The organism is Kitasatospora sp. NPDC040550 (assembly GCF_055594965.1).
In genome coordinates, this window is the sequence record NZ_JBVIWC010000039.1 from 23481 (window position 1) to 47052 (window position 23572).

General features: G+C 72.8%; 22 protein-coding genes. 4 read left to right on the forward strand and 18 right to left on the reverse strand.

Annotated features, from left to right (window positions below):
• Nucleotides 1-98: 98 nt before the first annotated feature.
• The 11 genes from ACZ58X_RS36745 to ACZ58X_RS36795 all read right to left on the reverse strand — a co-directional run bounded on the left by ACZ58X_RS36745 (nucleotide 99) and on the right by ACZ58X_RS36795 (nucleotide 11063).
• Complete coding sequence (locus tag ACZ58X_RS36745) at nucleotides 99-809, reverse strand: spermidine synthase family protein (RefSeq protein ID WP_470337916.1); 711 nt, start codon at nucleotides 807-809, stop codon at nucleotides 99-101.
• Nucleotides 810-992: 183 nt separating this feature from the next.
• On the reverse strand, nucleotides 993-2066 hold the full coding sequence (locus tag ACZ58X_RS36750; RefSeq protein ID WP_470337917.1) for a YeiH family protein: 1074 nt from the start codon (nucleotides 2064-2066) through the stop codon (nucleotides 993-995).
• Nucleotides 2067-2074: 8 nt separating this feature from the next.
• Nucleotides 2075-2656, reverse strand: coding sequence for a cysteine dioxygenase family protein (locus ACZ58X_RS36755; RefSeq protein WP_470337918.1), 582 nt, complete (start codon nucleotides 2654-2656; stop codon nucleotides 2075-2077).
• A gap of 112 nt (nucleotides 2657-2768) precedes the next feature.
• On the reverse strand, nucleotides 2769-3674 hold the full coding sequence (locus ACZ58X_RS36760; RefSeq protein WP_360238866.1) for a LysR family transcriptional regulator: 906 nt from the start codon (nucleotides 3672-3674) through the stop codon (nucleotides 2769-2771).
• Between the two features lie 142 nt (nucleotides 3675-3816).
• Entirely contained in the window at nucleotides 3817-4683 is an 867-nt protein-coding gene (locus ACZ58X_RS36765) for an amino acid ABC transporter permease (RefSeq protein ID WP_470337919.1), read from the reverse strand.
• Nucleotides 4680-5324, reverse strand: coding sequence for an amino acid ABC transporter permease (locus ACZ58X_RS36770; RefSeq protein ID WP_470337920.1), 645 nt, complete (start codon nucleotides 5322-5324; stop codon nucleotides 4680-4682). Before ACZ58X_RS36770 ends, ACZ58X_RS36765 begins: the two co-directional genes overlap by 4 nt.
• Before the next feature lie 12 nt (nucleotides 5325-5336).
• Nucleotides 5337-6260 carry a glutamate ABC transporter substrate-binding protein gene (locus ACZ58X_RS36775; protein WP_470337921.1) on the reverse strand — a complete coding sequence of 308 codons (924 nt, stop codon included), beginning with the start codon at nucleotides 6258-6260 and terminating at the stop codon, nucleotides 5337-5339.
• A gap of 10 nt (nucleotides 6261-6270) precedes the next feature.
• A complete protein-coding gene (locus ACZ58X_RS36780; protein WP_470337948.1) occupies nucleotides 6271-6999 on the reverse strand; it encodes an amino acid ABC transporter ATP-binding protein in 729 nt (242 codons plus the stop codon).
• Between the two features lie 47 nt (nucleotides 7000-7046).
• Nucleotides 7047-7292: a LapA family protein gene (locus ACZ58X_RS36785; RefSeq protein WP_375885285.1), complete on the reverse strand. Its 246-nt coding sequence runs from the start codon at nucleotides 7290-7292 to the stop codon at nucleotides 7047-7049.
• Nucleotides 7293-7420: 128 nt separating this feature from the next.
• The gene (locus ACZ58X_RS36790; RefSeq protein WP_470337922.1) at nucleotides 7421-9199 is read right to left on the reverse strand and encodes an ABC transporter ATP-binding protein; all 1779 of its coding nucleotides are present in this window, start codon (nucleotides 9197-9199) and stop codon (nucleotides 7421-7423) included.
• A 103-nt stretch (nucleotides 9200-9302) separates the two neighbouring features.
• On the reverse strand, nucleotides 9303-11063 hold the full coding sequence (locus ACZ58X_RS36795) for an ABC transporter transmembrane domain-containing protein (protein WP_470337923.1): 1761 nt from the start codon (nucleotides 11061-11063) through the stop codon (nucleotides 9303-9305).
• A 452-nt stretch (nucleotides 11064-11515) separates the two neighbouring features.
• Here ACZ58X_RS36795 and ACZ58X_RS36800 point away from each other — a divergent pair, with 452 nt between their 5' ends.
• Nucleotides 11516-12379, forward strand: a complete 864-nt coding sequence (locus ACZ58X_RS36800) for an aldo/keto reductase (RefSeq protein ID WP_470337924.1) — start codon at nucleotides 11516-11518, stop codon at nucleotides 12377-12379.
• Nucleotides 12380-12599: 220 nt separating this feature from the next.
• On the opposite strand, the gene ACZ58X_RS36805 is transcribed toward ACZ58X_RS36800, so the two are convergent.
• Nucleotides 12600-13466, reverse strand: coding sequence for a MarR family winged helix-turn-helix transcriptional regulator (locus ACZ58X_RS36805; RefSeq protein WP_470337925.1), 867 nt, complete (start codon nucleotides 13464-13466; stop codon nucleotides 12600-12602).
• A gap of 402 nt (nucleotides 13467-13868) precedes the next feature.
• Between ACZ58X_RS36805 and fabG the strand changes: the two genes are divergently transcribed.
• Together fabG and ACZ58X_RS36815 are read left to right on the forward strand one after the other, a co-directional pair.
• Nucleotides 13869-14636, forward strand: coding sequence for a 3-oxoacyl-ACP reductase FabG (fabG, locus tag ACZ58X_RS36810; RefSeq protein ID WP_470337926.1), 768 nt, complete (start codon nucleotides 13869-13871; stop codon nucleotides 14634-14636).
• Nucleotides 14637-14867: 231 nt separating this feature from the next.
• Nucleotides 14868-15638 (forward strand): phosphatase PAP2 family protein, encoded by a 771-nt coding sequence (locus tag ACZ58X_RS36815; RefSeq protein ID WP_470337927.1) that lies wholly within the window; start codon nucleotides 14868-14870, stop codon nucleotides 15636-15638.
• A 69-nt stretch (nucleotides 15639-15707) separates the two neighbouring features.
• On the opposite strand, the gene ACZ58X_RS36820 is transcribed toward ACZ58X_RS36815, so the two are convergent.
• Nucleotides 15708-15926, reverse strand: a complete 219-nt coding sequence (locus ACZ58X_RS36820) for an I78 family peptidase inhibitor (RefSeq protein WP_470337928.1) — start codon at nucleotides 15924-15926, stop codon at nucleotides 15708-15710.
• A 77-nt stretch (nucleotides 15927-16003) separates the two neighbouring features.
• Here ACZ58X_RS36820 and ACZ58X_RS36825 point away from each other — a divergent pair, with 77 nt between their 5' ends.
• Complete coding sequence (locus ACZ58X_RS36825) at nucleotides 16004-16276, forward strand: DUF6343 family protein (RefSeq protein ID WP_470337929.1); 273 nt, start codon at nucleotides 16004-16006, stop codon at nucleotides 16274-16276.
• Between the two features lie 66 nt (nucleotides 16277-16342).
• Here the strand turns inward: ACZ58X_RS36825 and ACZ58X_RS36830 are convergent, their stop codons facing one another.
• The 5 genes from ACZ58X_RS36830 to shc form a co-directional block, all read right to left on the reverse strand.
• Nucleotides 16343-17743 (reverse strand): aspartate aminotransferase family protein, encoded by a 1401-nt coding sequence (locus ACZ58X_RS36830; RefSeq protein ID WP_470337930.1) that lies wholly within the window; start codon nucleotides 17741-17743, stop codon nucleotides 16343-16345.
• Complete coding sequence (gene dxs, locus ACZ58X_RS36835) at nucleotides 17733-19643, reverse strand: 1-deoxy-D-xylulose-5-phosphate synthase (protein ID WP_470337931.1); 1911 nt, start codon at nucleotides 19641-19643, stop codon at nucleotides 17733-17735. Before dxs ends, ACZ58X_RS36830 begins: the two co-directional genes overlap by 11 nt.
• Nucleotides 19644-19779: 136 nt before the next feature.
• Nucleotides 19780-20808 (reverse strand): adenosyl-hopene transferase HpnH, encoded by a 1029-nt coding sequence (hpnH, locus tag ACZ58X_RS36840; protein WP_470337932.1) that lies wholly within the window; start codon nucleotides 20806-20808, stop codon nucleotides 19780-19782.
• 2 nt (nucleotides 20809-20810) lie between these two features.
• Entirely contained in the window at nucleotides 20811-21491 is a 681-nt protein-coding gene (locus ACZ58X_RS36845; protein WP_470337933.1) for a 5'-methylthioadenosine/S-adenosylhomocysteine nucleosidase family protein, read from the reverse strand.
• Entirely contained in the window at nucleotides 21488-23569 is a 2082-nt protein-coding gene (gene shc, locus ACZ58X_RS36850) for a squalene--hopene cyclase (protein ID WP_470337934.1), read from the reverse strand. Before shc ends, ACZ58X_RS36845 begins: the two co-directional genes overlap by 4 nt.
• Nucleotides 23570-23572: the final 3 nt, after the last annotated feature.

A 23572-nucleotide genomic window follows, 5' to 3' on the forward strand; every position in this document is an offset into this window, starting at 1 on the left:
CCCGCCCGCTCGACCGCACTAGTGCACCGCGGTCGCCCACGCTAGCAGCGCCGGCCACCGGAGCCCCCGGTCCCGACCGGCCTGCGCAGCGCCCGGGTTCAGCCGGCCCGGCGCGCCAGGTGCACCACGTCCGGCACGCCCCGGCTCACCGGGACCTCCTCGGTCACGACGTCCGAGAAACCGGCGGCCCGCAGCGCCTCCTCGAAGGCCGTGGAGGGCTGGGCGCTCCACACCGCCAGCACCCCGCCGGGCCGCAGCCGGTGCCACAGCACCGCGAGCCCGTCCGCCCCGTAGAGCCCGGTGTTGGAGTCGGTGACGGTCCAGTCCGGCCCGTTGTCGATGTCCAGGCACAGCGCGTCGTAGCGCTCGCCGTCGGCCGCGGCCAGGTACTCCAGCAGGTCGGTGTGGATCACCGCCACCCGCGCGTCGTCCAGCGCGCCGTCGGAGAAGGCGCCGAGCGGGCCGGAGCGGTGCCAGTCGATGATCGCGTCCTCTCGCTCGACGACGGCGATCCGCCCCCAGCGCGGTTCGGCGGCCGCGTAGGCGAGCGAGAAGCCGACCCCGAGGCCGCCGATCAGCACCGACGGCGCGGCCGGGCCGGCGCCGGTGCGGTCCAGTTCGTCCAGCGCCGCCTGGATCAGCAGCCGCTCGGAGCGACCGTCCGCGGTGTCCATCAGGAAGCAGCCGTTGGCGATGATCTCGTAGTGCCGGCCGCGCTGCCGCAGCACCACCTCGCCGAACGGGCCCTCCCGCCGGTCGAGCGTGACGACGGCCTCGTGGGCGTCCCGTTCGGGCAGTGCGGTGGTCATGCTTTCTCCTCGGCGGACTCGGCGGTGCTTCGCCCCGTCGGGGCGATCCCCTGCCCGACGATAAACGAGTCCCCGCCCACCGGGCCGGTGATCAACCCCGGACCGGTGGGCGGCCGGACACACGACGACTGTTCACGCCCGCACCGCTCGCGTCGCTCACCTCGCTCGGGTCGCTCACGACGCTCAGGTCGTGAGCAGCACCCCCGCGTACGACACCCCCGCGACCACCACCCAGGACCCGAGCCCGAGCAGCGCGATCCGCCCGCCGGTCTTCGCCATGGTCGGCAGGTGCACCGCGCTGCCGAGCCCGAACAGCGCGGCGGCGAGCAGCAGTTCCTGGGCGTCCCCGGCCAGGGTGAGGGCCCGCTCGGGCAGCACCCCGGTGGTCCGCAGCACGATCATCGCCAGGAACCCGGCCACGAACAGCGGCACTATCGGCGGCCGGCTGCCGGTCTTCGCCGTACCGTCCGCACCGTCCGCGCCCGCCCGGCGCGCGGTGCGCGCGTTGCGCCGCACCGTCACGGCCACGCCCGCGACCAGCGGCGCCAGCAGCACCACCCGCATCAGCTTGACCAGTACGGCCTCACGCAGCGCGCCGGGGCCACCGGTCTGCGCGGTGGCGACCACCTGCCCGACGTCGTGCACGCTCGCCCCGACCCAGCGCCCGAACTCGATCTCGCCGAGCCCCAACGGCTGCTGCAGCAAGGGCAGTACGGCGATCGCCAGGGTCCCGCACAGGGTGACCAGCGCGACCGAGGAGGCGACGTCCTCCTCCTCGCTGCCGGCGGCCTGGCTGACCGCGCCGATCGCCGAGGCCCCGCAGATCGAGTACCCGGTGGCGACCAGCAGCGGCTGGTCGCCGGGCAGCCCGAGCCGCCGGCCCAGCCAGAGCGTGCCGGCGAAGGTGGCGGCGACCACGGTGAGCACCATGGCGACGGTGGCCCAGCCGAGGCCGAGCACGTCGTCGAGGCTGAGCTTGAGTCCGAGCAGCACGATCCCGAGCCGCATCAGCCGCTTCCCGGCCGTCGACAGCCCGGACCGGGCGACCCCGCGGACCACCGGGCGCAGCCCGGGCAGGTGGGCCGCCGCCATGCCGAGCACGACGGCGGCGGTGAGCTTGGGCACGGCGGGGACGGCCGCGTGGACGGCGATCGCGGTGGCCACCCCGACCGCCGCGAGCAGCAGGCCGGGGGTGTCCCCGCCGAGCGGGGGGAGCGAGCGGGTGCGGGCGGCCCGCTCCCGGAGGGTGAGTGCCACGCCGCCGCTCACCGCTCCTGGTCGGCGGGGAGCCGGTAGACCCGCCGGATGCTGGTGCCGAGCCGGGAGACGTCCGCGCCGTACACGTGGATGGAGATGGCGGTGGTGCTGCAGGCGTTGCGCACCAGGTGGATGTCGCCGGGCGGGGCGAAGGCGGCGACCGTCCCGGCCGGGCCGGCCACGTGCTCGGTCTCGACCAGGCGGGAGGTGCGCCCGTCGGAGGTCAGCCGGTAGCGGGTCTCGCTCTCCTGGCCCCGGTGGACACCGGCCACGCACCAGGAGACGTGGTCGTGGATCGGGGTCTGCTGGCCGGGCAGCCAGACCAGGGCGACGACGGAGAAGCTGCCGTCGGCCTCGGCGTGCACGACGTGCTGGCGGTAGCGCTGCGGGTCGCCCTCGCACTGGGCGGGGGTGAGCAGCGCGTCGGGGCCGTCGGGGGCGGCGAGCAGGTGCGGGGCGAGGCGTTCGCCGACCAGGTACGCGGTGAGTTCGGGGGGCAGTCCGCGGTCCACGACGGCGCGGATCTCGCTGACCAGTGCGGTCATCCGCTCGGTGAGCCGGTCGCTGCCGACCGTGGCTGGGGGTGTCATGCCAGCAGGTTCGGACCAGCCGACCTATCACGTCCAACGAGGGTTTCTAAGCATCACCCCCACTCGCACTTATGGATCGCCCCGGGCCCGCCGGGCGCCCGCAGCACCGGGGTCAGCAGCCGACCCGGCTCGCCGCCGCCTGCCGCAGGTGGTCCAGCACCAGCCCGGTGGCCGGGATCCGCCGGTGCTCGCGCAGCACGTACGCGCTCACCTGCCGCCGCAGGTGCGGCTCGACGGCCCGCCCGGTGACCTTGCGGTGGCACATGAAGGAGAGCACCAGCGCGGGCATCAGCGCGATCCCCACCCCGGCGGCGACCAGGCTCTGCACCGCCAGGTTGTCGTCGGTGGAGAACACGATGTCGGGCGCGAAGCCCTCCTCCGCGCAGACGTGCAGCAGGTTGGCCCGGCAGCGCGGGCAGCCGGCGATCCAGCGCTCGCCGTCGAGGTCGGCCAGCCGGACGGCGTGCCGGCGGCCGAGCGGGTGCCCGACCGGCAGCAGCACCGTGAGCAGATCCTCCATCAGCGGGATCTCGTCCAGTCCGTCCGGCAGCTCGGTGGCCTGGCCCGGGTAGCGGAAGGCCAGCGCGATGTCGCACTCCCCGCGCAGCAGCCGCTGGACGGAGTCCGGCGGCTCGGCCTCCAGCAGTTCGACCCGGACGCCGGGGTGCTCGGCGAGCAGCCGGGCCATCGCCTCGGGTATCAGGGTGGCGTTGGCGCTGGGGAAGGCGCAGACCCGGACCCGCCCGGCGCGCAGCCGGGCGAGTGCGGCGAGCTGCTGCTGGGCCGCGGAGAGGCTGCCGAGGATGAGTTCGGCGTGCCGGGAGAGCGCCTCTCCGGCCTCGGTGAGGCGCAGGCCGCGCCCGGCGCGGGTGAACAGCGGGACGCCGACGGTGCGTTCGAGGGCCTTCATCTGCTGGGTGATCGCGGGCTGGGTGTAGCCGAGTTCCCGGGCCGCGGCCGAGTAGGAACCGGCCCGGACGACTTCGTGGAACGTCCTGATGTGCCGCGAGTCGAACACCGGCTCCATGGCCCCTCCGCCCGGTCGTCTGCCGCCTGCCTCCGCAATCATAAGAGGAATTTGGAGGTCCAGGCCTCGACCCCTTCGGCACCTATGGTTCAGTCCCGAACCGCCCTTCCCACCAGGGCGGACGCCCCGGTCCTCAGCGGGCCGACGGCGGCAGCCCCATCGCCACCCCCGCCTTGGCCACCGGCGCCCCGCCCCGCACGCTCGGACTGCGCCGGCTGCGCCGCTCGACCCAGCGGGCGAGCCAGGACAGCAGCAGACACATCCCGATGTAGATCGGCGCGATCACCATCACCACCGGGATGAACGGCAGGTCGTAGTCCAGGTTGGTGGCGATCAGCTTCCCCGCGTGCAGGAACTCCTCGTAGGTGATCAGGAAGCCGAGCGAGGTGTCCTTGAGCGCGACCACCAGCTGGCTGATGATGGCCGGCAGCATCGCCCGGTTGGCCTGCGGCACCAGCACGTACGCCATCACCTGGGTCTTGCGCATGCCCAGCGCGTACGCCGCCTCCCGCTGCCCCTTGGGCACCGCGAGCACGCCGGCCCGGAACACCTCGGCCAGCACCGAGCCGTTGTAGAGCACCAGCCCGGCCACCAGCGCCCACAGCGGCTGCACCTTGAGGGCGACGAACACGAAGAAGATCATCACCAGCAGCGGCATGGCCCGGAAGAACTCCACCACCAGCGTGGAGAACCAGCGCACCACCCGGTGGTCGGACAGCCGCCCGGCCGCGAACAGCGCGCCGAAGGGCAGCGCGAACAGCACCGTCCAACCGAAGGCCTGGAGGGTGTTGCCCAGCCCGCGCAGCAGCAGGTCCTGCACGCCCCGGTACTCGAAGGGCTCCCACTTGGCGTAGGTGAACTGGTGGGTGTGGAACAGCATGTAGACGATCCAGCCGATCAGCGCCGCGATCAGCAGCAGCGCGATCCCGCCGTACAGCCGGTGCCGGGCCAGCGCCTTCGGGCCGGGGATGTCGTACAGCGCCGAGGATCCAACGGTCATCGGGACACCGCCACTCGTCGTTCCAGCAGGTTGAAGACGGCACTGACGGCCAGGGTGATGATCAGGTAGCCGACGGCGATCCAGACGAAGGTCCACACGATGCTGTAGCCCAGCTCGTTGATGGTCCGGTAGGTGCCCAGCAGCTCGGTGACGCTGAACGAACCGGCGATCGCCGTGTTCTTCGCCAGCGCGATCATCACGCTGCCGATCGGCGCCACCACCGAGCGGTACGCCTGCGGCAGCACCACCAGGCCCATCGTCTGCCCGAAGCTCATCCCCAGGCTGCGGGCCGCCTCGCCCTGCCCGGACGGCACGGTGTTGATGCCCGAGCGCATCGCCTCGCAGACGAAGGCCGAGGTGTAGCAGCCGAGCGCCAGCACGGCGAAGGTGTAGAAGGGCAGCGTGATGTCGAACCGGGGCAGGCCCAGCACCACGATGAAGAACAGCAGGGTCAGCGGTGTGTTGCGCAGCAGCGTCACCCACACCGTTCCGAACACCCGCAGCGGCCGGACGGGCGAGACCCGGAAGCCCGCGATCAGCACGCCCAGCAGCAGCGACAGCACGGCACTCACCGCGAACAGCGAGAGCGTGCCGAGGAAGCCGTCCCAGTAGGTCGACCAGTTGTCGGTCAGGGTTTTCACGGCGCGGCCCTCTCAGTACCGGTCGATCGGCGGCGGGGTGGGCGCGGGTTCCCCGGACAGGCCGAGGGTCGCGTCGAAGGCCTTCTTCCAGTCGCCGTTCTGCTCGTGGTGCGCCAGCGCGTCGTCCAGCGCCCCGCGCAGCACGGTGTCGTTCTTCGGCGTGCCGATCCCGTACGGCTCGGTGGAGAACAGCGGGCCCACCACCTTGAGCTCGTCCGGGACCTTGGCCGCGTAGCCCAGCAGGATCGCGTTGTCCGTGGTGACGGCGTCGACCTGGCCGGTGATCAGGTTGTCCACGCAGGCCGAGTAGGTGTCGTAGCCGATCAGGTGCGCCTTGGGGTACTGCGACTGGATGCGCTGATACGGCGTCGAACCGGCCGCCGAGCAGACCTTCTTGCCGTTCAGGTCCTGCGGACCGTGGATGCTGCTGTCGTTCTTGCGCACCAGCAGCGACTGCCCCGCGACGAAGTACGGTCCGGCGAAGCCGACCAGCTTCTTCCGGTTGTCGTTGATGGTGTACGTGCCGACGTAGTAGTCCACCTGGCCGTTCTGCAGCGCGGTCTCGCGGTTGGCCGAGGCGATGGTCTTGAACTGGATCCGCTCCGGCGGGAAGCCGAGCGAGGCGCCGACCATCTTGGCGATCTCGATGTCGAAGCCGGAGTACACGCCGGTGGCCGGGTTCTTCTGGCCCAGGTACGGCTGGTCCTCCTTGGCGCCGACCACCAGGTGGCCCCGGCCGCGGGCCGCGTCCAGGGTCGACGAGCCGGTGATCGAGGCGGCGTCCTGCACCTGGTAGCTGGGCAGCGCGCTGGGCTGGGGGCCCTTGGGGGGCGGGGTGCCGGCCTTGCCGCAGCCGGTCGCCAGCACGGCGAGCAGCAGGGCCGCGGCGGTCAGGCGTGCGCGCACCCGCGCGGCGGGCGTCGTCCTTCGGTTCACGGCGCCGCCCTCAGTGCTTAAGGATCTTGGACAGGAAGTCCCGGGCGCGCTCGCTCTCGGGGGCGTTGAAGAAGGCCTCCGGGGCGCGGTCCTCGACGATCCGGCCGTCCGCCATGAACACCACCCGGTTCGCCGAGGCCCGGGCGAAGCCCATCTCGTGGGTGACCACGACCATCGTCATGCCCTCGCTGGCGAGCTGGCGCATCACGTCCAGCACCTCGTTGATCATCTCGGGGTCGAGGGCCGAGGTCGGCTCGTCGAACAGCAGCGCCTTGGGGTCCATCGCCAGCGCCCGGGCGATCGCCACCCGCTGCTGCTGGCCGCCGGAGAGCTGGGCCGGGTACTTGTCGGCCTGCGACGCCAGGCCGACCCGCTCCAGCAGCGCCCGGGACTTGGTCTCCGCTTCGGCCTTGGCCCGGCCGCGCACCTTGATCTGGGCGAGCGAGACGTTCTGCAGCACGGTCTTGTGGGCGAACAGGTTGAAGGACTGGAACACCATGCCGACCTCGGCGCGCAGCCGGGCCAGCCCCTTGCCCTCCTCGGGCAGGGGCTGCCCGTCGATCAGGATGGTGCCGCGCTCGATCGGCTCCAGCCGGTTGATCGCCCGGCAGAGCGTGGACTTCCCGGAGCCGGACGGTCCGATCACCACGACGACCTCGCCGCGACCGACCGTCAGCTCGATGTCCTGCAGCACGTGCAGCTCGCCGAAGTGCTTGTTGACCCCGCGCAGCTCGATCAGCGGGGCGAAGGCCGGGGAACCGGACGGGGCCGGTTCGGGGGCGGTGCTCACCGGCCGCGCCGTCCCTTCAACAGCCAGCCCAGCACCCCGCCGGCGAGCAGCGTCGCCAGTAGCGCGATCCAGAGCGGCGCGGTCACGGTGAACACCCAGAACTGGATCTTGACCTTGTCGAGGTTGGCGAACAGGAACCACACCGCGAGGATCACGATGACGCCGATCCCGATGTACCGCGTGGGGATCCCGCCGATCTCGCTGCGCTGAGGCCGGGACGAGCCGTCTGAAGTCTTGGTCACCGGAGCAGTCTGCTGTCCGGGCCGACGATTTGCCCGGTTACGCGCCCTTACCGGCGAGGGAGTAACCCGCACGGGGCAATCCGGCCCCGTACGGGTTTGAACCCGCGCTACCCTCCCCCGCCCGGCACCTACCGCTGGCGCTCGTCCCGCCAGGAGCGCCAGAGCGCCGCGTACGGGCCGCCGGCCGCGACCAGCTCCGGGTGGCTGCCGTACTCGCTGATCCGCCCGCCCTCGACCACCGCGATCACGTCCGCGTCGTGCGCGGTGTGCAGCCGGTGGGCGATCGCGATGACCGTACGGCCCTCCAGCACCCGGGACAGCGACCGCTCCAGGTGCCGGGCGGCCCGCGGGTCCAGCAGCGAGGTGGCCTCGTCCAGGACCAGGGTGTGCGGATCGGCCAGCACCAGCCGGGCCAGGGCGAGTTGCTGTGCCTGGGGCGCGGTCAGCGCGGTACCGCCGGAGCCGACCTCGGTGTCCAGTCCGTCCGGGAGGGCGTCCACCCAGGCCCCGGCGTCCACCGCGTCCAGCGCGGCCCGCAGTTCGGTGTCGTCCGCCTCGGGCGCGGCGAGCCGCAGGTTGTCCCGCAGGGTGCCGACGAACACGTGGTGCTCCTGGTTGACCAGGGCGACCTCCGCCCGCACCCGCTCCGCGGGCATCCGGGACAGCGCCGCCCCGCCGAGGGTGACGCTGCCGCGGCCGGGCGCGTAGATCCCGGCCAGCAGCCGCCCGAGGGTGGACTTGCCCGCCCCGGACGGGCCGACCAGCGCGACCCGGCTACCCGGGGCGACGTCCAGGCTGATCCCGTGCAGCACGTCCGCGCCCTCGCGGTAGCCGAAGCGGACGTCCCGGGCCTCGACCCGGCGGCCGTCCGGGCGGGCCGACTCGTCGCCCTCGTGCTCCGGCACCTCGTGCACGCCGACCAGCCGGGCCAGCGAGGCCTGCCCGATCTGCAGTTCGTCGTACCAGCGCAGGATCAGGTCGACCGGGCCGGTGAGCATCTGCGCGTACAGCACGCCGGTGGTCAACTGCCCGACGGTGAGCCAACCCTGGAGGGTGAACAGCCCGCCGACCACCAGGGTGGCCAGCACCGCCGAGGTGTAGACGGCGTCGATGGTCGGGAACCAGACCGAGCGCAGCCACAGGGTGTAGCGCTCCCAGGCCAGCCACTCACGCAGCTTGCGGTCCGTCAGCCGGACCCGCTGCTCGCCCAGGCGCAGCGTCTCGACCGTCCGCCCGGCGTCCACCGTCTCGGCCAGCACGTTGCTGACCGCCGCGTACCCGGCCGCCTCGTTGCGGTAGGACTGCGGGGCGCGCCGAAAGTACCAACGGGAGCTGGCCAGCAGCAGCGGCAGGCCGACCAGCGAGGTCAGCGCGAGCAGCGGCGAGGTGACCAGCAGGGCGCCGAGCACCAGCAGCAGGGACACCACCGCGACGGCGAGTTCGGGCACCGCCTCGCGCACCGACTTGTCCAGCCGGTCGATGTCGGTGGTGCCGCGGGAGACCAGATCCCCGGTGCCGGCGCGTTCCAGCACGCCGGTCGGCAGCGCGACCGAGCGGACCAGGAAGTCCTCGCGCAGGTCGGCCAGCACCCGCTCGCCGAGCACCGCCCCGCGCAGCCGCGACCAGCCGGTGAACGCCGACTGCACGGCCAGCGCCAGCAGGTACCAGCCGACCGCCACCACGATGGTGGCCCCGGCGGTGCCGGTGGCCAGCGACTCGACCAGGCTGCCGAGCACCCAGGGCCCGACCAGCCCGGCCAGGGTGGCCACCGAGTGCAGCGACACCACCGTGGCGAACCCGCCCCGGTGCCGCCGGGCCAGCACCCCCAGGTAGCCGCGCACGGCGGCCGGGGAGCCGACCGGCAGGGTGGTGGCCGGCCCCTGCTCCTGGTGGACGGGGGGCTTCATGACGTACTCCTCACGTACGGGTCCGGACGGTTGACGGTGGCGCTCCCGCCGGGGTCGCCCCCGGCGGCGCTGCTCCCCGGGGCACTGTTCGGCACGGTGCCGCTCATACCGGCGCCGCCTCCTCGTCCCGGGTGACCACGGCCCGGTAGGCCGGCTCGGTGCGCATCAGCTCGTGGTGCCGCCCGGCCGCCACCACCCGCCCCTCCCGCAGCAGCACCACCCGGTCGGCCCGGTCGAGCAGCAGCGGGCTGGTGGCGAACACCACGGTGGTGCGCCCGGCCCGGGTGTCCCGCAGGCCGGCGGCGATCCGGGACTCGGTGTGGGCGTCCACCGCGCTGGTGGGCTCGTCCAGCACCAGGACGGGCGGGTCGGCCAGCAGCGCGCGGGCCAGGGCGAGCCGCTGGCGCTGCCCGCCGGAGAGCGAGCGTCCGCGTTCGGTGATCCGGGCCCGCATCGGGTCGCCCGCGCAGTCGGGCGAGCCGTCCACCAGCGCCTCCAGCACGTCCTCGGAGCGGGCCGCGGCGAGCGCCTCCTCGGCCGGGACCCGGCCGGAGGACGGCACGTCCAGCAGTTCGGCCAGCGTGCCGGAGAGCAGCACCGGCTCCTTGTCGTGGACCAGCACCGCCGCCCTGGCCTCGGCCAGCGGCACGGTGTCCAGCTCGGTGCCGCCGAGCCGCACCGAGGGCAGGGCCTGCTCGCCCTCGGCGAGCGGGACGTGGCCGCCGAGCCGCTCGGCGAGCGCCCCGGCGAAGTCCGGGTCCCCGCAGACCACCGCGGTCAGCTCGCCGGCCCGGACGGTCAGCCCGGTGGTCGGGTCGTGCAGGTCGGACCGGCCCGGCCGGGTCAGCACGCCGTCGGCCTCGCCGCTGGTCCGACTGAGCGAGAGCACCCGCACGGCCCGCCCGGCGGAGACCCGGGCGACGCTCCAGGCGTGCGCCGCCTCGCCCAGGATCCGCAGCGGTGCGGCCAGGAAGGCGGTCGCGCCGTACACCGCGATCAGGGTGCCCACGCCGAGCTCGCCGGAGGCCGCCAGCCGGGCGCCGTACCACGTCACCCCGACCACGAACAGCCCCGGCAGCAGCACCTGTTGGGCCTGCATCAGCGACCACAGCCGGGCCGAGCGGACGGCCGCCGCCCGGACCTTCTGGGAGGCCTCCCGGTACCGCTCCAGGAAGAGGTCCTCGCCGCCGATGCCGCGCAGCACCCGCAGCCCGGCCACCGTGTCGGCGGCCAGCTCGGTCGCCTTGCCGCCGAGCTCGCGCTGCTTGGCGTAGCGCCGCTCGAACGGCCCGATCAACGGCCACACCGAGGCGGCCAGTACCGGGACACCGAGCAGCACCCCGATCCCGAGCACCGGCTCGACCACCAGCACCACCGCGCTGACGGCCAGCCAGACGATCACCGCGGCCCGGACCCGGGCGACCAGTTCGACGTACCAGCCGATCCGCTCGACGTCCCCGCTGCCGACCGCGACCACCTCACCGGTGGCGATCCGCCGGGACAGCCCGGCGCCCAGGTGCGAGGCCTGCCCGGCCACCAACTGCCGTACGTGACAGGCGGCGTGGATCCAGTTCCAGACCGCCTGCCGGTGCAGCAGCACGGTGCCGAGCGAGGCGGTGGCGGCCAGCAGCAGGGCCAGCGCGCCGGCCCGCCAGATTCCGCCGGCGTCACCGTCGACGGCGGCCTGGACGCCGCGCCCGAGCGGCACCGGCAGGGCGGCCTGGGCGCCCATCTCGATCAGCGCCCAGCAGGTGGCGCGGACCTGCCCGCGCCGCTGGGCGCGCTGCAGCCAGCGCAGGAAGGCCAGCGGTGAGGAGAGGTCGGGACTGCCGGGGTCGGCCAGCGGCAGTGGGGTGAGCGGCATGACACTCCGATGCGAGGGGTGCGAGGGGTGCGAGGGGTGCGGATGGTGCGAGGTGTGCAAGGCGTGCGTGGGGCGCGGGAGTACGGGAGGCACGGGCGGCCCGCGGTCGCACGGGAACGGACACCCGGAGGCGCGGCGCAGCGGCGCGGCGACATCGACGCGTCCGGCGACGGTCGGCCGGACGGGCAGCGCATGGGTACGAAGGACCCGGATCTCAGGAGGTCATGTCAGCGAGCCTGCCAAGCCCACTGTGATCCACGCAACAGGTTTTCCGCCGCCCTCGCCGCACGCCCTCCGCACGCCCCGGCGCGCACCCCCGTGGCACCGCCCCGGTGCGCGCCACGCCGTCGTAAAGCTTCCCCAAAGATTCGCCCGAACGGCGGGAACAATCGTGCCGGGGCACCAGTTGCCCCCTCTGGAACCAACGGACAACCAGGAAGGCACCCCTTCCCGTGAGCAACATCCCCAGCGTCACCCTGAACGACGGCGCCCAGATCCCCCAGCTCGGCTTCGGCGTGTGGCAGGTCGAGGACGCCAAGGCCACCCCCGCCGTGCGCGAGGCGATCGCGGCGGGCTACCGCTCGATCGACACGGCGGCGATCTACGAGAACGAGGCCGGCACCGGCGCGGCCATCACCGAGGCACTGGCGGGCGGCCTGGCCCGCGAGGACCTCTACGTCACCACCAAGCTGTGGAACTCGGGCACCCGCGACTGGTCGGGCGAGCAGGGCCGCGACGCGGTGCTGCGCGAGTTCGACGCCTCGCTGGACAAGCTCGGGCTCGACTACCTCGACCTGTACCTGATCCACTGGCCGCGCCCGATGCACGGCACCTTCCTGAACGTCTGGAAGGCCCTGGAGCAGTTGAAGGAGGGCGGCCGGGTCAAGTCGATCGGCGTCTCCAACTTCGGCCAGGAGCAGCTGACCCGCCTGCTGGACGAGGCCTCGGTCGTCCCGGTGCTGAACCAGGTCGAGCTGCACCCGTACTTCCCGCAGGAGGAGCTGCGCGCCTTCCACGCCGAGCACGGCATCGCCACCGAGGCGTGGAGCCCGCTGGGCCAGGGCGGGGAGCTGCTGGCCGAGCCGGCGCTGGCGAAGATCGCCGAGAAGCACGGCCGCACGGTCGCCCAGGTGGTGCTCCGCTGGCACCTGCAGAGCGGCGTGATCGCCATCCCGAAGTCGGTCACCCCGTCCCGCATCCGGGAGAACCTGGACGTCGCCGGCTTCACGCTGGACGCCGAGGACATCGCGGCGATCGCGGGCGTGGCCACCGGCAAGCGGATCGGCCCGGACCCGCAGGGGTTCGACTGGAACTGACGGGCGCCGCGGGGGCGCCGGCCGACCAGGCCCGGCGCCCCCGACAACGACGACAGAAATCCTGACCGTCGGTCATATCGAAGTACCGCTCATTCCAGGCAGGGACGAGCGGCACTTCGGCGTACCCGGATTCACCGACCCCGACCATCGGTCGCTGCCGACGGCCGTGGGCCTCATGAGACTTGGTGAATCGTTTTGGCTGTTGTTACCAAAGCTTGGGCTAGAGCCTGCCCGCCTTGGCGATGAGCGCGAGCGCCACCTCGTGCTCCTCCTCCGCGAGCGGAGCGAGCAGCAAGCGCTGGACTTCGGCCACTCCGGCGGCCGAGCGGTGCAGCAGGTCCTGGCCCGCCGGTGACAGCGAGAGCAGGTTGCGCCGCCCGTCCGAGGGGTCGCGCCGGCGCTGCACCAGACCGCGGCGCACCAGCCGGCTGACCATCTCGGCCATCGTGGCCTTGTCCAGCGAGGCCAGCTCGCCGACCGTGCGCTGGTCCGCGCCCGGTTCCAGCTCCAGCGCGTCCAGCACGGCGTACTGCGGGGCCGTCAGCTCCGCGCCGACGTGCTCCGACCAGAGCTTGGTGTGCACCTGCTGGCCGACCCTGATCAGGTAGCCGATCGCCCGCTGGGCGTCCAGTATCGGCCGCGCGTCGGTGAAGACGGCCACGGCCGCGGGTTCCAGCCTGGCTATCTTGGCCATCACCCGGACGATTTCGACCTGCTCGTCCGGCGTGAGCGGCTCGAACAGCACCCGCTGGACGCGGACCACACCACCGGTGGCCTCGCGCACCGCCTGGGCGCCGCTCTGCGAGAGGGCGAGCAGTTTGCGCCGGCCGTCGGCCGGGTCGCGCCGTCGCAGCACGAGGCCGCGGCGGACCAGCCGCGCGACCATCTCCGCCATCGTGGCCTTGTCCAGCGAGGCTCGCTCGCCGACGGTTCGCTGGTCCGCGCCCGGTTCGAGGGCGAGCACCAGCAGGACCGCGAACTGCGGAGCCGTGAGATCGGCTCCGACGTGCTCGGACCACAGACGGGTGTGAACCTGCTGTGCAACGCGAATGAGGTGTCCGGGCGACTGCTGCAGTCGCGCGGACACGCGGGTTGTCGGGATCTCCCCCAGCACCATGTATCCGTCCCGATGTCACACCCGGTGTGTGTGGGACACCCGGGTGGGGCAGTAACGGCGAGTGGGCGTCCAGCTATGAGGGAGGGCGCTCCAGCCGTGCAGCCGGTGGCTGCTGGCGGACACTATACAAACGGCAGGCCCTTGCTGGCAGGCAGGGGCGGATAGTAGACGCAGGTTCGGCAACATTGGCATATTTACGCGCTGCCACACCCTTGCAGTAACCCGTTCTCAGCAGAAAGCCGACCGGTCGGTCCTTACCGACCGTCATCTGCGCCTCTCCACCCTGGCCGCCTCCCCTACCCGCCGGTAGGGTATGGGCACCCTCCCCGGGGCCACTCCCCCGGAGGCACCCCGAGAGAGACGAGAGCGAGCATGACCGAGCAGAGCACCGCCACCCGGGTGGCGGTCGTCACCGGCGCCGCCCGCGGCCTCGGCGCCGCCACGGCCGTCCGCCTGGCCGCCGACGGCTACGCGGTGGCCGTCCTGGACCTGGACGAGGCCGCCGGCAAGGACACCGTCGACCGGATCACCGCCGCCGGCGGGCGCGCGCTGGCCGTCGGCGCCGACGTCGCGGACGCCGAGCAGGTCCAGGCCGCCGTCGACCGCGTGGCCGCCGAACTCGGCGCCCCCGTCGTGCTGGTCAACAACGCGGGGGTGCTCCGCGACAACCTGCTCTTCAAGATGTCCGAGTCCGACTGGGACACGGTCATGAACGTCCACCTCCGCGGCGCCTTCCTGATGACCCGCGCGGTGCAGAAGCACATGGTGGACGCCGGCTTCGGCCGCATCGTCAACCTGTCCTCCTCCTCCGCCCAGGGCAACCGCGGCCAGGCCAACTACTCGACCGCCAAGGCCGGCCTCCAGGGCTTCACCAAGACTTTGGCCATCGAGCTGGGCAAGTTCGGCATCACGGCCAACGCGGTGGCCCCCGGCTTCATCGCCACGGACATGACGGCGGCCACCGCCGCCCGGGTCGGCATGGACTTCGAGGACTTCAAGCGGGCCGCGGCCTCCCAGATCCCGGTCCAGCGCGTCGGTGAGCCCGAGGACGTCGCCAACACCATCTCCTTCCTCGCCGGCGAGGGCGCCGGGTTCGTCTCCGGCCAGGTGATCTACGTCGCGGGCGGCCCCCTCGACTGAGCACTGAACCTACACAGGGTTACCACGGAGTGGGAAGCCGGTCGAACCGGCCACCCACTCCGTTTTCTTTACCGGGTCTTTTGCAGAATCATTCGAAGACCACACGGGCATTCGATCCTGGAATACTGGAAATCACTCCCCGGGCCACCCGGGGCAGACCCAATTGTCGATTTCCCGGGAAAATGACAATTCCCTCCGGAATGGCCTCGCCCAGATGGGTATGGTCACCCCGTGCAATCCAGAAGTACGGCCGCTCGCATTCCGCGGCAGGGGCCGGATCGCCGCACCGCCGACCGCCGGGAGCTCCCCGGCCCCGGCCCCGGCCCCGACCGCGGCGAGCCCGGCTGGCCGCCGATGAGCCGCCGCCGGGCCGCCCTGTTCGCCGCCACCCTGGCCGCCTACCTGCTGGTCCTGGCCGGCGTCCTGCTCAACACCGACCTGGTCGACCTCGACTGGTCGGTCCGCCTGCTCCGCCCGTACGAGCGGTGGCCCAGCCTGGAGCCGCTGCTCGACACCTGGGTGATCGCCGGGCAGCGCGGACCCAGCGCCGTCGCCGCGTTCGCCTGGCTCCTCTGGCGCGCCCACCGCCTCGGACGGCTGCGCCCGCTGCTGGTGATGGGCGTCGCCCTGCTGCTCCTCAACATCACGGTCGGCGCCGTCAAGATCATCACCGGCCGGCTCGGCCCGCACTACGCCCAGTACGTCGGCTCCCCCGAGCTGTTCTCCGGCGGCACCATCTTCCCCTCCGGCCACACCGCCAACGCCGTGGTGACCTGGGGCGTGCTCGCCTACCTCGCGGTCCGCTGGCAGCGCACCGGCGCGGTGATCGCCGCCGCCACCGCCTGCTCGATCGGCCTCACCACGGTCTACCTGGGCACCCACTGGGTCTCCGACGTGCTGGCCGGCTGGGCCGCCGGGCTGCTGGTGCTGCTCTCCCTGCCCCTGCTGGAGCCGCTGCTCGCGGTCGCCGAACAACGGCTGCACCGCCGGTTCGCACGCTGAGCCCCGCGCCGCCCGCCGCCCCCGCCGCCCCGTCCTCCCCGCCGTCCCCGTCGGCTCCGCGAGCGGGCGCTACCCCTCCCAGCTGCGCTCGACCACACCGTCCCGCACCGCGAGGTTCAGCCGCCCCTCCCGGTACTCCATGGTCATCAGCTGCCCCGGTTCCAGTACCCGGACCGAGGCCCAGCCGTGCCGCCGGGCCAGCTCCCGGGCCCGCTCGATCCGCAGCCCCGCGTAGCCCTCGGCGTCCTCCCCCGTCGTGCCCGCCCCCGCGGTGTCCGAACCCGTCACAGCGCCTCCCCGGCTCTCCCCCTCGGACGTAGGCTGGAATCGTAGCCCCCACCAGCGCGGCCCGGAGGTGAACGCGCATGCGTGCCACCACGCCGCGGCGGTGGCGCAGCGGCACCGAGCCGGCCACCGCCCGCAGCGACCTCAAGCTCCGCTACCTGCTGTCGCTGACCTTCACCCCGCTGTTCGCCCTGGGGACGGCCGGCTTCGCGTTCTGGGCGGCCTCCTCCCCGGTGGACGGCGCCCCCAGCCGGGGCACCCTGACCGGCTTCGCGATCGCCCTCGGGCTGCTCACCCTGTTCGCCGTCGTCGATCTCGTGGTGGTCGTCCGGCGCCGCCGGACCGAGCTGTGACGCGGTGTCTCCCACGGAGTGGGAAGCCGGCCGGGCCGACTTCCCGCTCGGGGCCACCGACTTCCGCTACCGGTTGCCGACCGCCTGCTTCACCAGCGTCCGGCCGAAGTCCCACATCAGGCCGTTCCCCCGGTGGGCCTCGTCCATGATCTCTGTGAACGCGTCGACGAACCGGTCCACGTCCCGGTCGGTGATGATCAGCGGCGGGATCAGCTTGATCACTTCCAGGTGGTCCCCGGACACCTGGGTCAGGATCCGGTGCCGCTGCAGCAGCGGGACGACCACCATCTGCGCGAACAGCCCCTTGCGCGCCGCCTGGAGGGCCGTCCAACCGGTGCGCAGCTTCAACGACTTGGGCCGGCCGAACTCGATGCCGATCATCAGTCCGCGACCGCGCACCTCGGCGAGCAGCTCGTACCGGTCGATCAGGGCCGTCAGCCGCTCGCGGAACCGGTCGCCGACCTGCCGGGCGTTCTCCACCACCTTCTCCTCGCGCATCACCTCCAGGGTCGCCAGCCCGGCCGCCATCGCCTGGGCGTTGGACCCGAAGCTGGCCGAGTGCACCAGCACCCGGTCCATCGAGGAGTACACCTTCTCGAAGATCCAGCTCTTGCCGAGCGTGGCCCCGATCGGCACGTACCCGCCGGAGAGCGCCTTGGCCGCGCACACCAGGTCCGGCAGCACGCCCTCCTCGTGCTGGTAGGCGAAGAACTCACCGGTGCGTCCGATCCCGGTCTGCACCTCGTCGCAGATCAGCAGCGCCTTGTGCTCGTGCAGCAGCGCCTGGGCCGCCCGCAGCCAGCCCGGCGGCGGCGTCTGCACGCCCTTGCCCTGGATCGGCTCGACGATCAGCGCCGCGACGTCCCCGCGCTTCAACTCCTTGGCGAGGGCCCCGATGTCGCCGAGCGGGACGGCGGTGTCCGGCAGCAGCGGGTCGAAGCCCTTGCGGAAGCCGCTCTCCCCGTTGACGGACAGCGAGCCGGTGGTCAGCCCGTGGAAGGCGTGGTCGGCGTAGAGGACGCGCCGGCGGCCGGTGGCGTAGCGAGCGAACTTCAACGCGGTCTCCACCGCCTCGGTGCCGCTGTTGCCGAAGAACACCCGGTCCAGTCCGGGCGCGTACGAGAGCAGCCGCTCGGCCAGCAGCCCGGGCAGCGGCGAGCAGTCGAAGCGGACCAGGTCCGGCAGGTCCAGGTCCATCACCTGCTGGACCGCCGAGCGCACCGTCGGGTGGTGCCGACCGAGCGCGAAGATGCCGAAGCCGGCCAGCATGTCGAGGTACTCGTTGCCCTCGGCGTCGTAGAAGTACTGGCCCTGCGCGCGCTCGTAGTACTTGTCGAAGCCGATCGTGCGGAGCATCCGCGGCAACTGCGGGTTGAGGTGGCGGCTGTGCAACTCGTAACGCTCGCTGCCGCGTTCGGCGAGGAGGGCGGCGAGGTCGAAGGCGGGGCGGTCGGGGTCAGCCGGCATGGCGCGGGTTCGCTCCTCGGGTCGGTAGCAGGTTCTTGGCGAAGACGGCGGTCTGGGCCGCGACCCCGGTGCCGGTCAGGCCGGTCTCCTCCAGGATCTCGCCGCGGGCGGCGTGGCCGAGGAACTCCTGCGGCAGGCCGAGCACCCGCACCGGGACGTCCACCTCGGCGTCGCGCAGCGCCTGGGCGACGGCCGAGCCGACACCGCCGGTGCGGCCGCCGTCCTCGACGGTGACCACCAGCCGGTGGGCGGCGGCGAGGCGGGCCAGGGCCGGGTCGACCGGCTTGACCCAGCGCGGGTCGACCACCGTCGCGGTGAAGCCCTCGGCGAGCAGCAGCCGGGCGGCGTCCAGGCAGGCGGAGGCGGTGACGCCGACGGCCACCAGCAGGATCTCCGGTGCCGGTCCGGTGCGCAGCAGCACGTCCGTCCCGCCGATCCGTTCGACCGCCTCGACGACCGGCCCGACGTTGCCCTTGGGGAAGCGGACCACGGTCGGCGCGTCCTCGACCTCGACGGCCTCCCGCAGCTGGGCCCGCAACTGCTCGGCGTCGCGCGGCGCGGCCAGCCGCAGCCCGGGGACGACCTGGAGCACCGAGAGGTCCCACATGCCGTTGTGCGAGGCGCCGTCCGAACCGGTGACCCCGGAGCGGTCGAGGACGAAGGTGACGCCCAGCCGGTGCAGCGCGACGTCCATCAGGACCTGGTCGAAGGCCCGGTTCAGGAAGGTCGCGTAGACCGCCACCACCGGGTGCAGCCCGCCGGTGGCCAGTCCCGCCGCGCTGGTGACGGCGTGCTGCTCGGCGATCCCGACGTCGAAGGTCCGGTCCGGGTACGCCTTGGCGAACGGCGCCAGCCCGACCGGCTGGAGCATCGCCGCGGTGATCGCCACCAGGTCGGGCCGCTCGGCGCCGAGCGCGAGCAGTTCCTCGCCGAACACCGAGGTCCAGGAGATCCCGGCGCTGGGCGAGATCGGCAGGCAGGTGTACGGGTCGATCGGGTTGACGGCGTGGAAGCGGTCCGCCTCGTCCTGTTCGGCGGGCCGGTAGCCGCGCCCCTTGACGGTCAGGCAGTGCACGATCACCGGGCCGCCGAAGTTCCGGGCCTGCCGCAGCGCCTGCTCGACCGCGCCCAGGTCGTGGCCGTCGATGGGACCGAGGTACTTGAGCCCGAGGTCCTCGAACATGCCCTGCGGGGCGAAGGCGTCCTTGAAGCCCTTCTTGGCGCCGTGCAGCGCGTCGAAGATCGGCTGGCCGACCAGCGGGGTGCGCTGCAGGGCCTCCTTGCCGAGCGCGAGGAACCGCTCGTAGCCCTGGGTGGTGCGCAGGGTGGCCAGGTGGTTGGCCAGTCCGCCGACGGTCCTGGCGTAGGAGCGCTCGTTGTCGTTGACGACGATGACCAGCGGCCGGTCGCGGGCCTCGGCGATGTTGTTCAGCGCCTCCCAGGCGAGCCCGCCGGTGAGCGCGCCGTCGCCGATCACCGCGACGGTGTGCCGGTCGTGCTGGCCGAGCAGCTGGGCGGCCTTGGCGAGGCCGTCGGCGTAGGAGAGCGCGGTGGAGGCGTGCGAGTTCTCCACCAGGTCGTGCTCGGACTCGGTCCGGGAGGGGTAGCCGGACAGGCCGCCCTTCATCCGCAGCCTGGAGAAGTCCTGCCGGCCGGTGAGCAGCTTGTGGACGTAGCTCTGGTGGCCGGTGTCGAAGACGATCCGGTCGTACGGCGAGTCGAAGACCCGGTGCAGCGCGATGGTCAGCTCCACCACGCCGAGGTTGGGTCCGAGGTGGCCGCCGGTGCGGGTGACGGCGTCGATCAGGAAGTCGCGGATCTCGTCGGCGAGCAGCGGCAGTTCGGCGGCCGGGAGCTTGCGCAGCTCGGCCGGGGAGGTGACGCGGGAGAGCAGTGACATGGGTACACCTCACGACTCGGAGCGGTGCGGTGGTGCCTCCGCCCAGCGGGGGCGGGGCCGGCCCGGGCACGAGGGCCCGGGCCGGACGGGAGCTCAGGACGCGGACGGCTGCGGTGCCGGGCGGCCCGGCCCGGGTTCAGCGCCCCCGGTTGGAGCTGACGGTCTCGGTGATGGCGCGCAGCGACTGCTGGAGCGAGCCCATGGTGGCCAGGACGGCGGTCGGCTCGTAGCCGCAGTGGGCCATGCAGTTCTCGCAGCGCGGGTCCTTGCCGCGCCCGTACTTGCTCCAGTCGGTCTTCTCGACCAGCTCGCGGTAGGTGGGCACGTAGCCGTCGGCCATCAGGTAGCAGGGCCGCTGCCAGCCGAACAGCGAGTAGTTGGGGATGCCCCAGGGGGTGCACTCGAAGTCGGCCTTGCCCTCCAGGAAGTCCAGGAAGAGCGGGCTGTGGTTGAGGCGCCACCGCTTGCGGTTGCCGCCGGCGAAGGCTTTGCGGAAGAGCTCCCTGGTCTGCTCGACGCCGAGGAAGTGCTCCTGGTCGGGGGCCTTCTCGTAGGCGTAGGCCGGGGAGATCATCATCTCGTCGACCTTGAGCTCGTCGTTCAGGAAGTCCAGGACGTCGATGACGGTCTGCGGGGTGTCGGTGTTGAAGAAGGTGCTGTTGGTGGTGACCCGGAAGCCGCGCCGCTTGGCCTCCTTGATCGCCGCCACCGCCTCGTCGAAGGTGCCCTCCTTCGCCACCGACTCGTCGTGCCGCTCGCGCAGGCCGTCGATGTGGACGGCGAAGGTGAAGTACGGCGAGGGCTTGAACTTGTCCATCTTCTTGCGCATCAGCAGCGCGTTGGTGCAGAGGAAGACGTACTTGCGGCGCTCCACCAGCTGTCGGACGATCTCGTCGATCTGCGGGTGCATCAGCGGCTCACCGCCGGCGATCGAGACCATCGGGGCACCCGACTCCAGGACCGCGCCGACCGCCTGGGCGACCGGCATCCGCTGCTTGAGCACGCCCGCCGGGTGCTGGATCTTGCCGCAGCCCTCGCAGGCGAGGTTGCAGGCGAACAGCGGTTCGAGCTCGACGATCAGCGGGAACTTGTCCTTTCGCTTGAGCAGCTTCTGCTGCATCAGGTAGGTGCCGACCCGCACGGTCTGGCGCAACGGCATGGCCATGGCTAGCTCGCCTCCTGGGGGAGCGTCGAGGATGTGGGGTGGTTCAGGACTGCGGAGCGGGTGTCGAGCTCCTGCCGGTACCAGTCGACCAGGGCGGGTACCGTCGCCCGCAGGGTCCGCCAGGCGCGCACCCCGGCCGGGAGCGTGCCCGGCCGCAGCAGCTCGTGCTCGGGGGTGTCCACCACCACCCGCAGCACGGCCACCGGCAGCGCCGGGCGCACCTCCCGCAGTGCGGCCAGCACGGCGGCGGCCTCCATGTCGACGGCGAGCGCCCCCTGGAGGTGCAGGGCGCGCCGTTCGATGCCGCGCACCACGTGGTCGGCGGTGTGGTGCACCCCGGTGTGCGCGGCCAGGCCCTGTTCCTTGAGCGCCCTGGCCAGCTCCGGCCCGGAGTCGACCGGGTAGAGGTGGCCCTCGGCGTCGCGCACACCGTCCGCGGCCACCACCTCGCCCGGCGCCACGCCCGGCCCGACCGCGGCGCCGAAGCCGGCCACCACGACCGCGCCGTAGCCGCCCGGGGCGGATCCGAGCAGTCGCCGCACGGCCGTCCCGGCGCGCCGGCGACCGACCCCGGTGCGCACCAGCACCGGGGGCCCGCCGGCCGAGCCGCGCCAGTCGCCGCCGCGCAGGGCCCACACCTCGGGGCCCAGCGCGCAGAGCACCAGCAGCGGGGCGGTGGTCACCGGTTCGCTCCGATCGACGGCGGACCGCCCGGCCGCACCATCCCGGGGCTGCCGTTGAGGTAGCGGCCGAGCGCGGTGACCGGGAAGACCAGCCGGTACAGGTGGTAGTTGATGGAGAAGTCCCACGGGAAGCCAGTGCCGGTGAACTGCGGCTCGTCCCAGGTGCCCTCGGGCAGCTGGGTGCGCACCAGCCACTCGACCCCACGCTCCACCGCCGGGTTGGCCCGGCCCTCCGGACCCTCGCCGGCCGCGAGCAGCGCCATCAGCGCCCACGCGGTCTGCGAGGCGGTGGAGTCGCCGCGCCCGGCCCAGCGCGCCGGGTCGTCGTAGGAGCGCATGTCCTCGCCCCAGCCGCCGTCGGCGTTCTGCCGGTCCTCCAGCCAGCGCACCGCCCGGCGGATCGCCGGGTGCTCGTCCGGGACGCCGGCCGCCGCCAGGGCGGGCAGCACCGAGCCGGTGCCGTAGATGTAGTTGGTGCCCCAGCGGCCGAACCAGGAGCCGTCCGCCTCCTGGTCGCGCAGCAGCCACTCGATGCCGCGGCGGGTGCGCGGGTCCCGGGCCCGGCCGGTCTCGGCGAGCATCTCCACCACGTGGGCGGTGACGTCCGCGGACGGCGGGTCGACCACCTCGCCGAAGTCGCAGAACGGCAGCTTGTTCGGCAGCAGGCTGGTGTTGTCGACGTCGAAGGCGCCCCAGGCGCCGTTCTTGGACTGCATGCCGAGGTTCCACAGCACGCCCCGGTCCACCGCCGCGTCGACCTTGGCCTGGTCCGGGTGGGCGACCCGGCGCAGCGCCAGCACCACCTCGGCGGTGTCGTCGATGTCGGGGTAGGTGTCGTTCTCGAACTCGAAGGCCCAGCCGCCGGCCGGCAGGGCGGGCCGCTGGACGGACCAGTCGCCGCGCTTGCGGATCTCCTCGCCGAGCATCCAGTCGACGGCGGAGACCAGTGCCGGGTGGTCGGCCGGGACCCCGGCGTCGACCAGCGCGATGGTGGCCAGGCAGGTGTCCCAGACCGGGGACTGGCAGGCCTCCATCCAGCGCATGCCGTCCTCGGTGTGCACGGTGAAGCGGTCGAAGGAGGAGAGCCCGGCCTTCATCACCGGGTGCTCCAGCTCGTAGCCCTCCAGGTGCAGGGCGATCAGCGAGTAGACGGCGGGCGGCTGGATGCCGCCCCAGCAGCCGTCGGCCTCCTGCCGTTCGACGATCCAGCGGCAGGCCTGGGCGACGGCGAGCCGGCGCAGCGGCCGGAAGGCCCGGCGGTGGTAGGCGTGCAGCAGCTTGTCGAGGCGCTCGAACAGGCCGTCCCAGCTGGTGGCGGGGGCGAGCGACCGGTCGGGGTACGGGTGGTCCGGGTCGGTGTGCAGCTCGGTGATCGCGAAGGGGGCCGGACGGACCGGGCGGTGCGAGGAGACCACGGTCAGCGGGACGATGGTCTGCCGGGCCCAGCAGCCGAAGGCGTAGATGTTCAGCGGCAGCCACTTGGGCAGGAAGATGATCTCGGGAGGCATCTCGGGCAGCCGGTCCCAGGGCCACCAGCCGAAGAGCGCGAGCCAGATCCGGGTGAACACCCGGGCGGCCGCGATGCCCCCGGCGGAGCGGACGTAACGCGCCGCGGCCAGCATGTGCGGGGCGTCCGGGTCGTCGCCGGCGAGCTTGAGCGCGACGTAGGCCTCGACGGTGGTGGAGAGTTCGGGCGGTCCGCCGTGGAAGGTGGCCCAGGTGCCGTCCTCCCGCTGCTGGGAGCGGATCCACTCGGCGGTGGCCCGGGTCTGCTCCTCCGTCCTGATGCCCAGGAACTGGCGGAGCAGTAAGTCCTCGGCGTCCATGGTGACGTTGGTCTCCAGGTCGCCCTTCCACCAGCCCTCGGAGGACTGCAGCGAGAGCAGGTGGGTGGTGGCGCGCGCGAGGGCCTCGCGCGCGTCGCCGGGCTGCTGGTCCGCCTCACCGGCCGGCCGGGGCCGGTCGGTGTCCTCGGGCTGCCACCGCCCCGCACCCAGCAGGGTCGGGGGGCGGTCGCCCACCGCGACCGGCTCGGAATCGTACTCAGGGTCGAGCCGGCCGTCCGCGGTTGCTGTCAACGT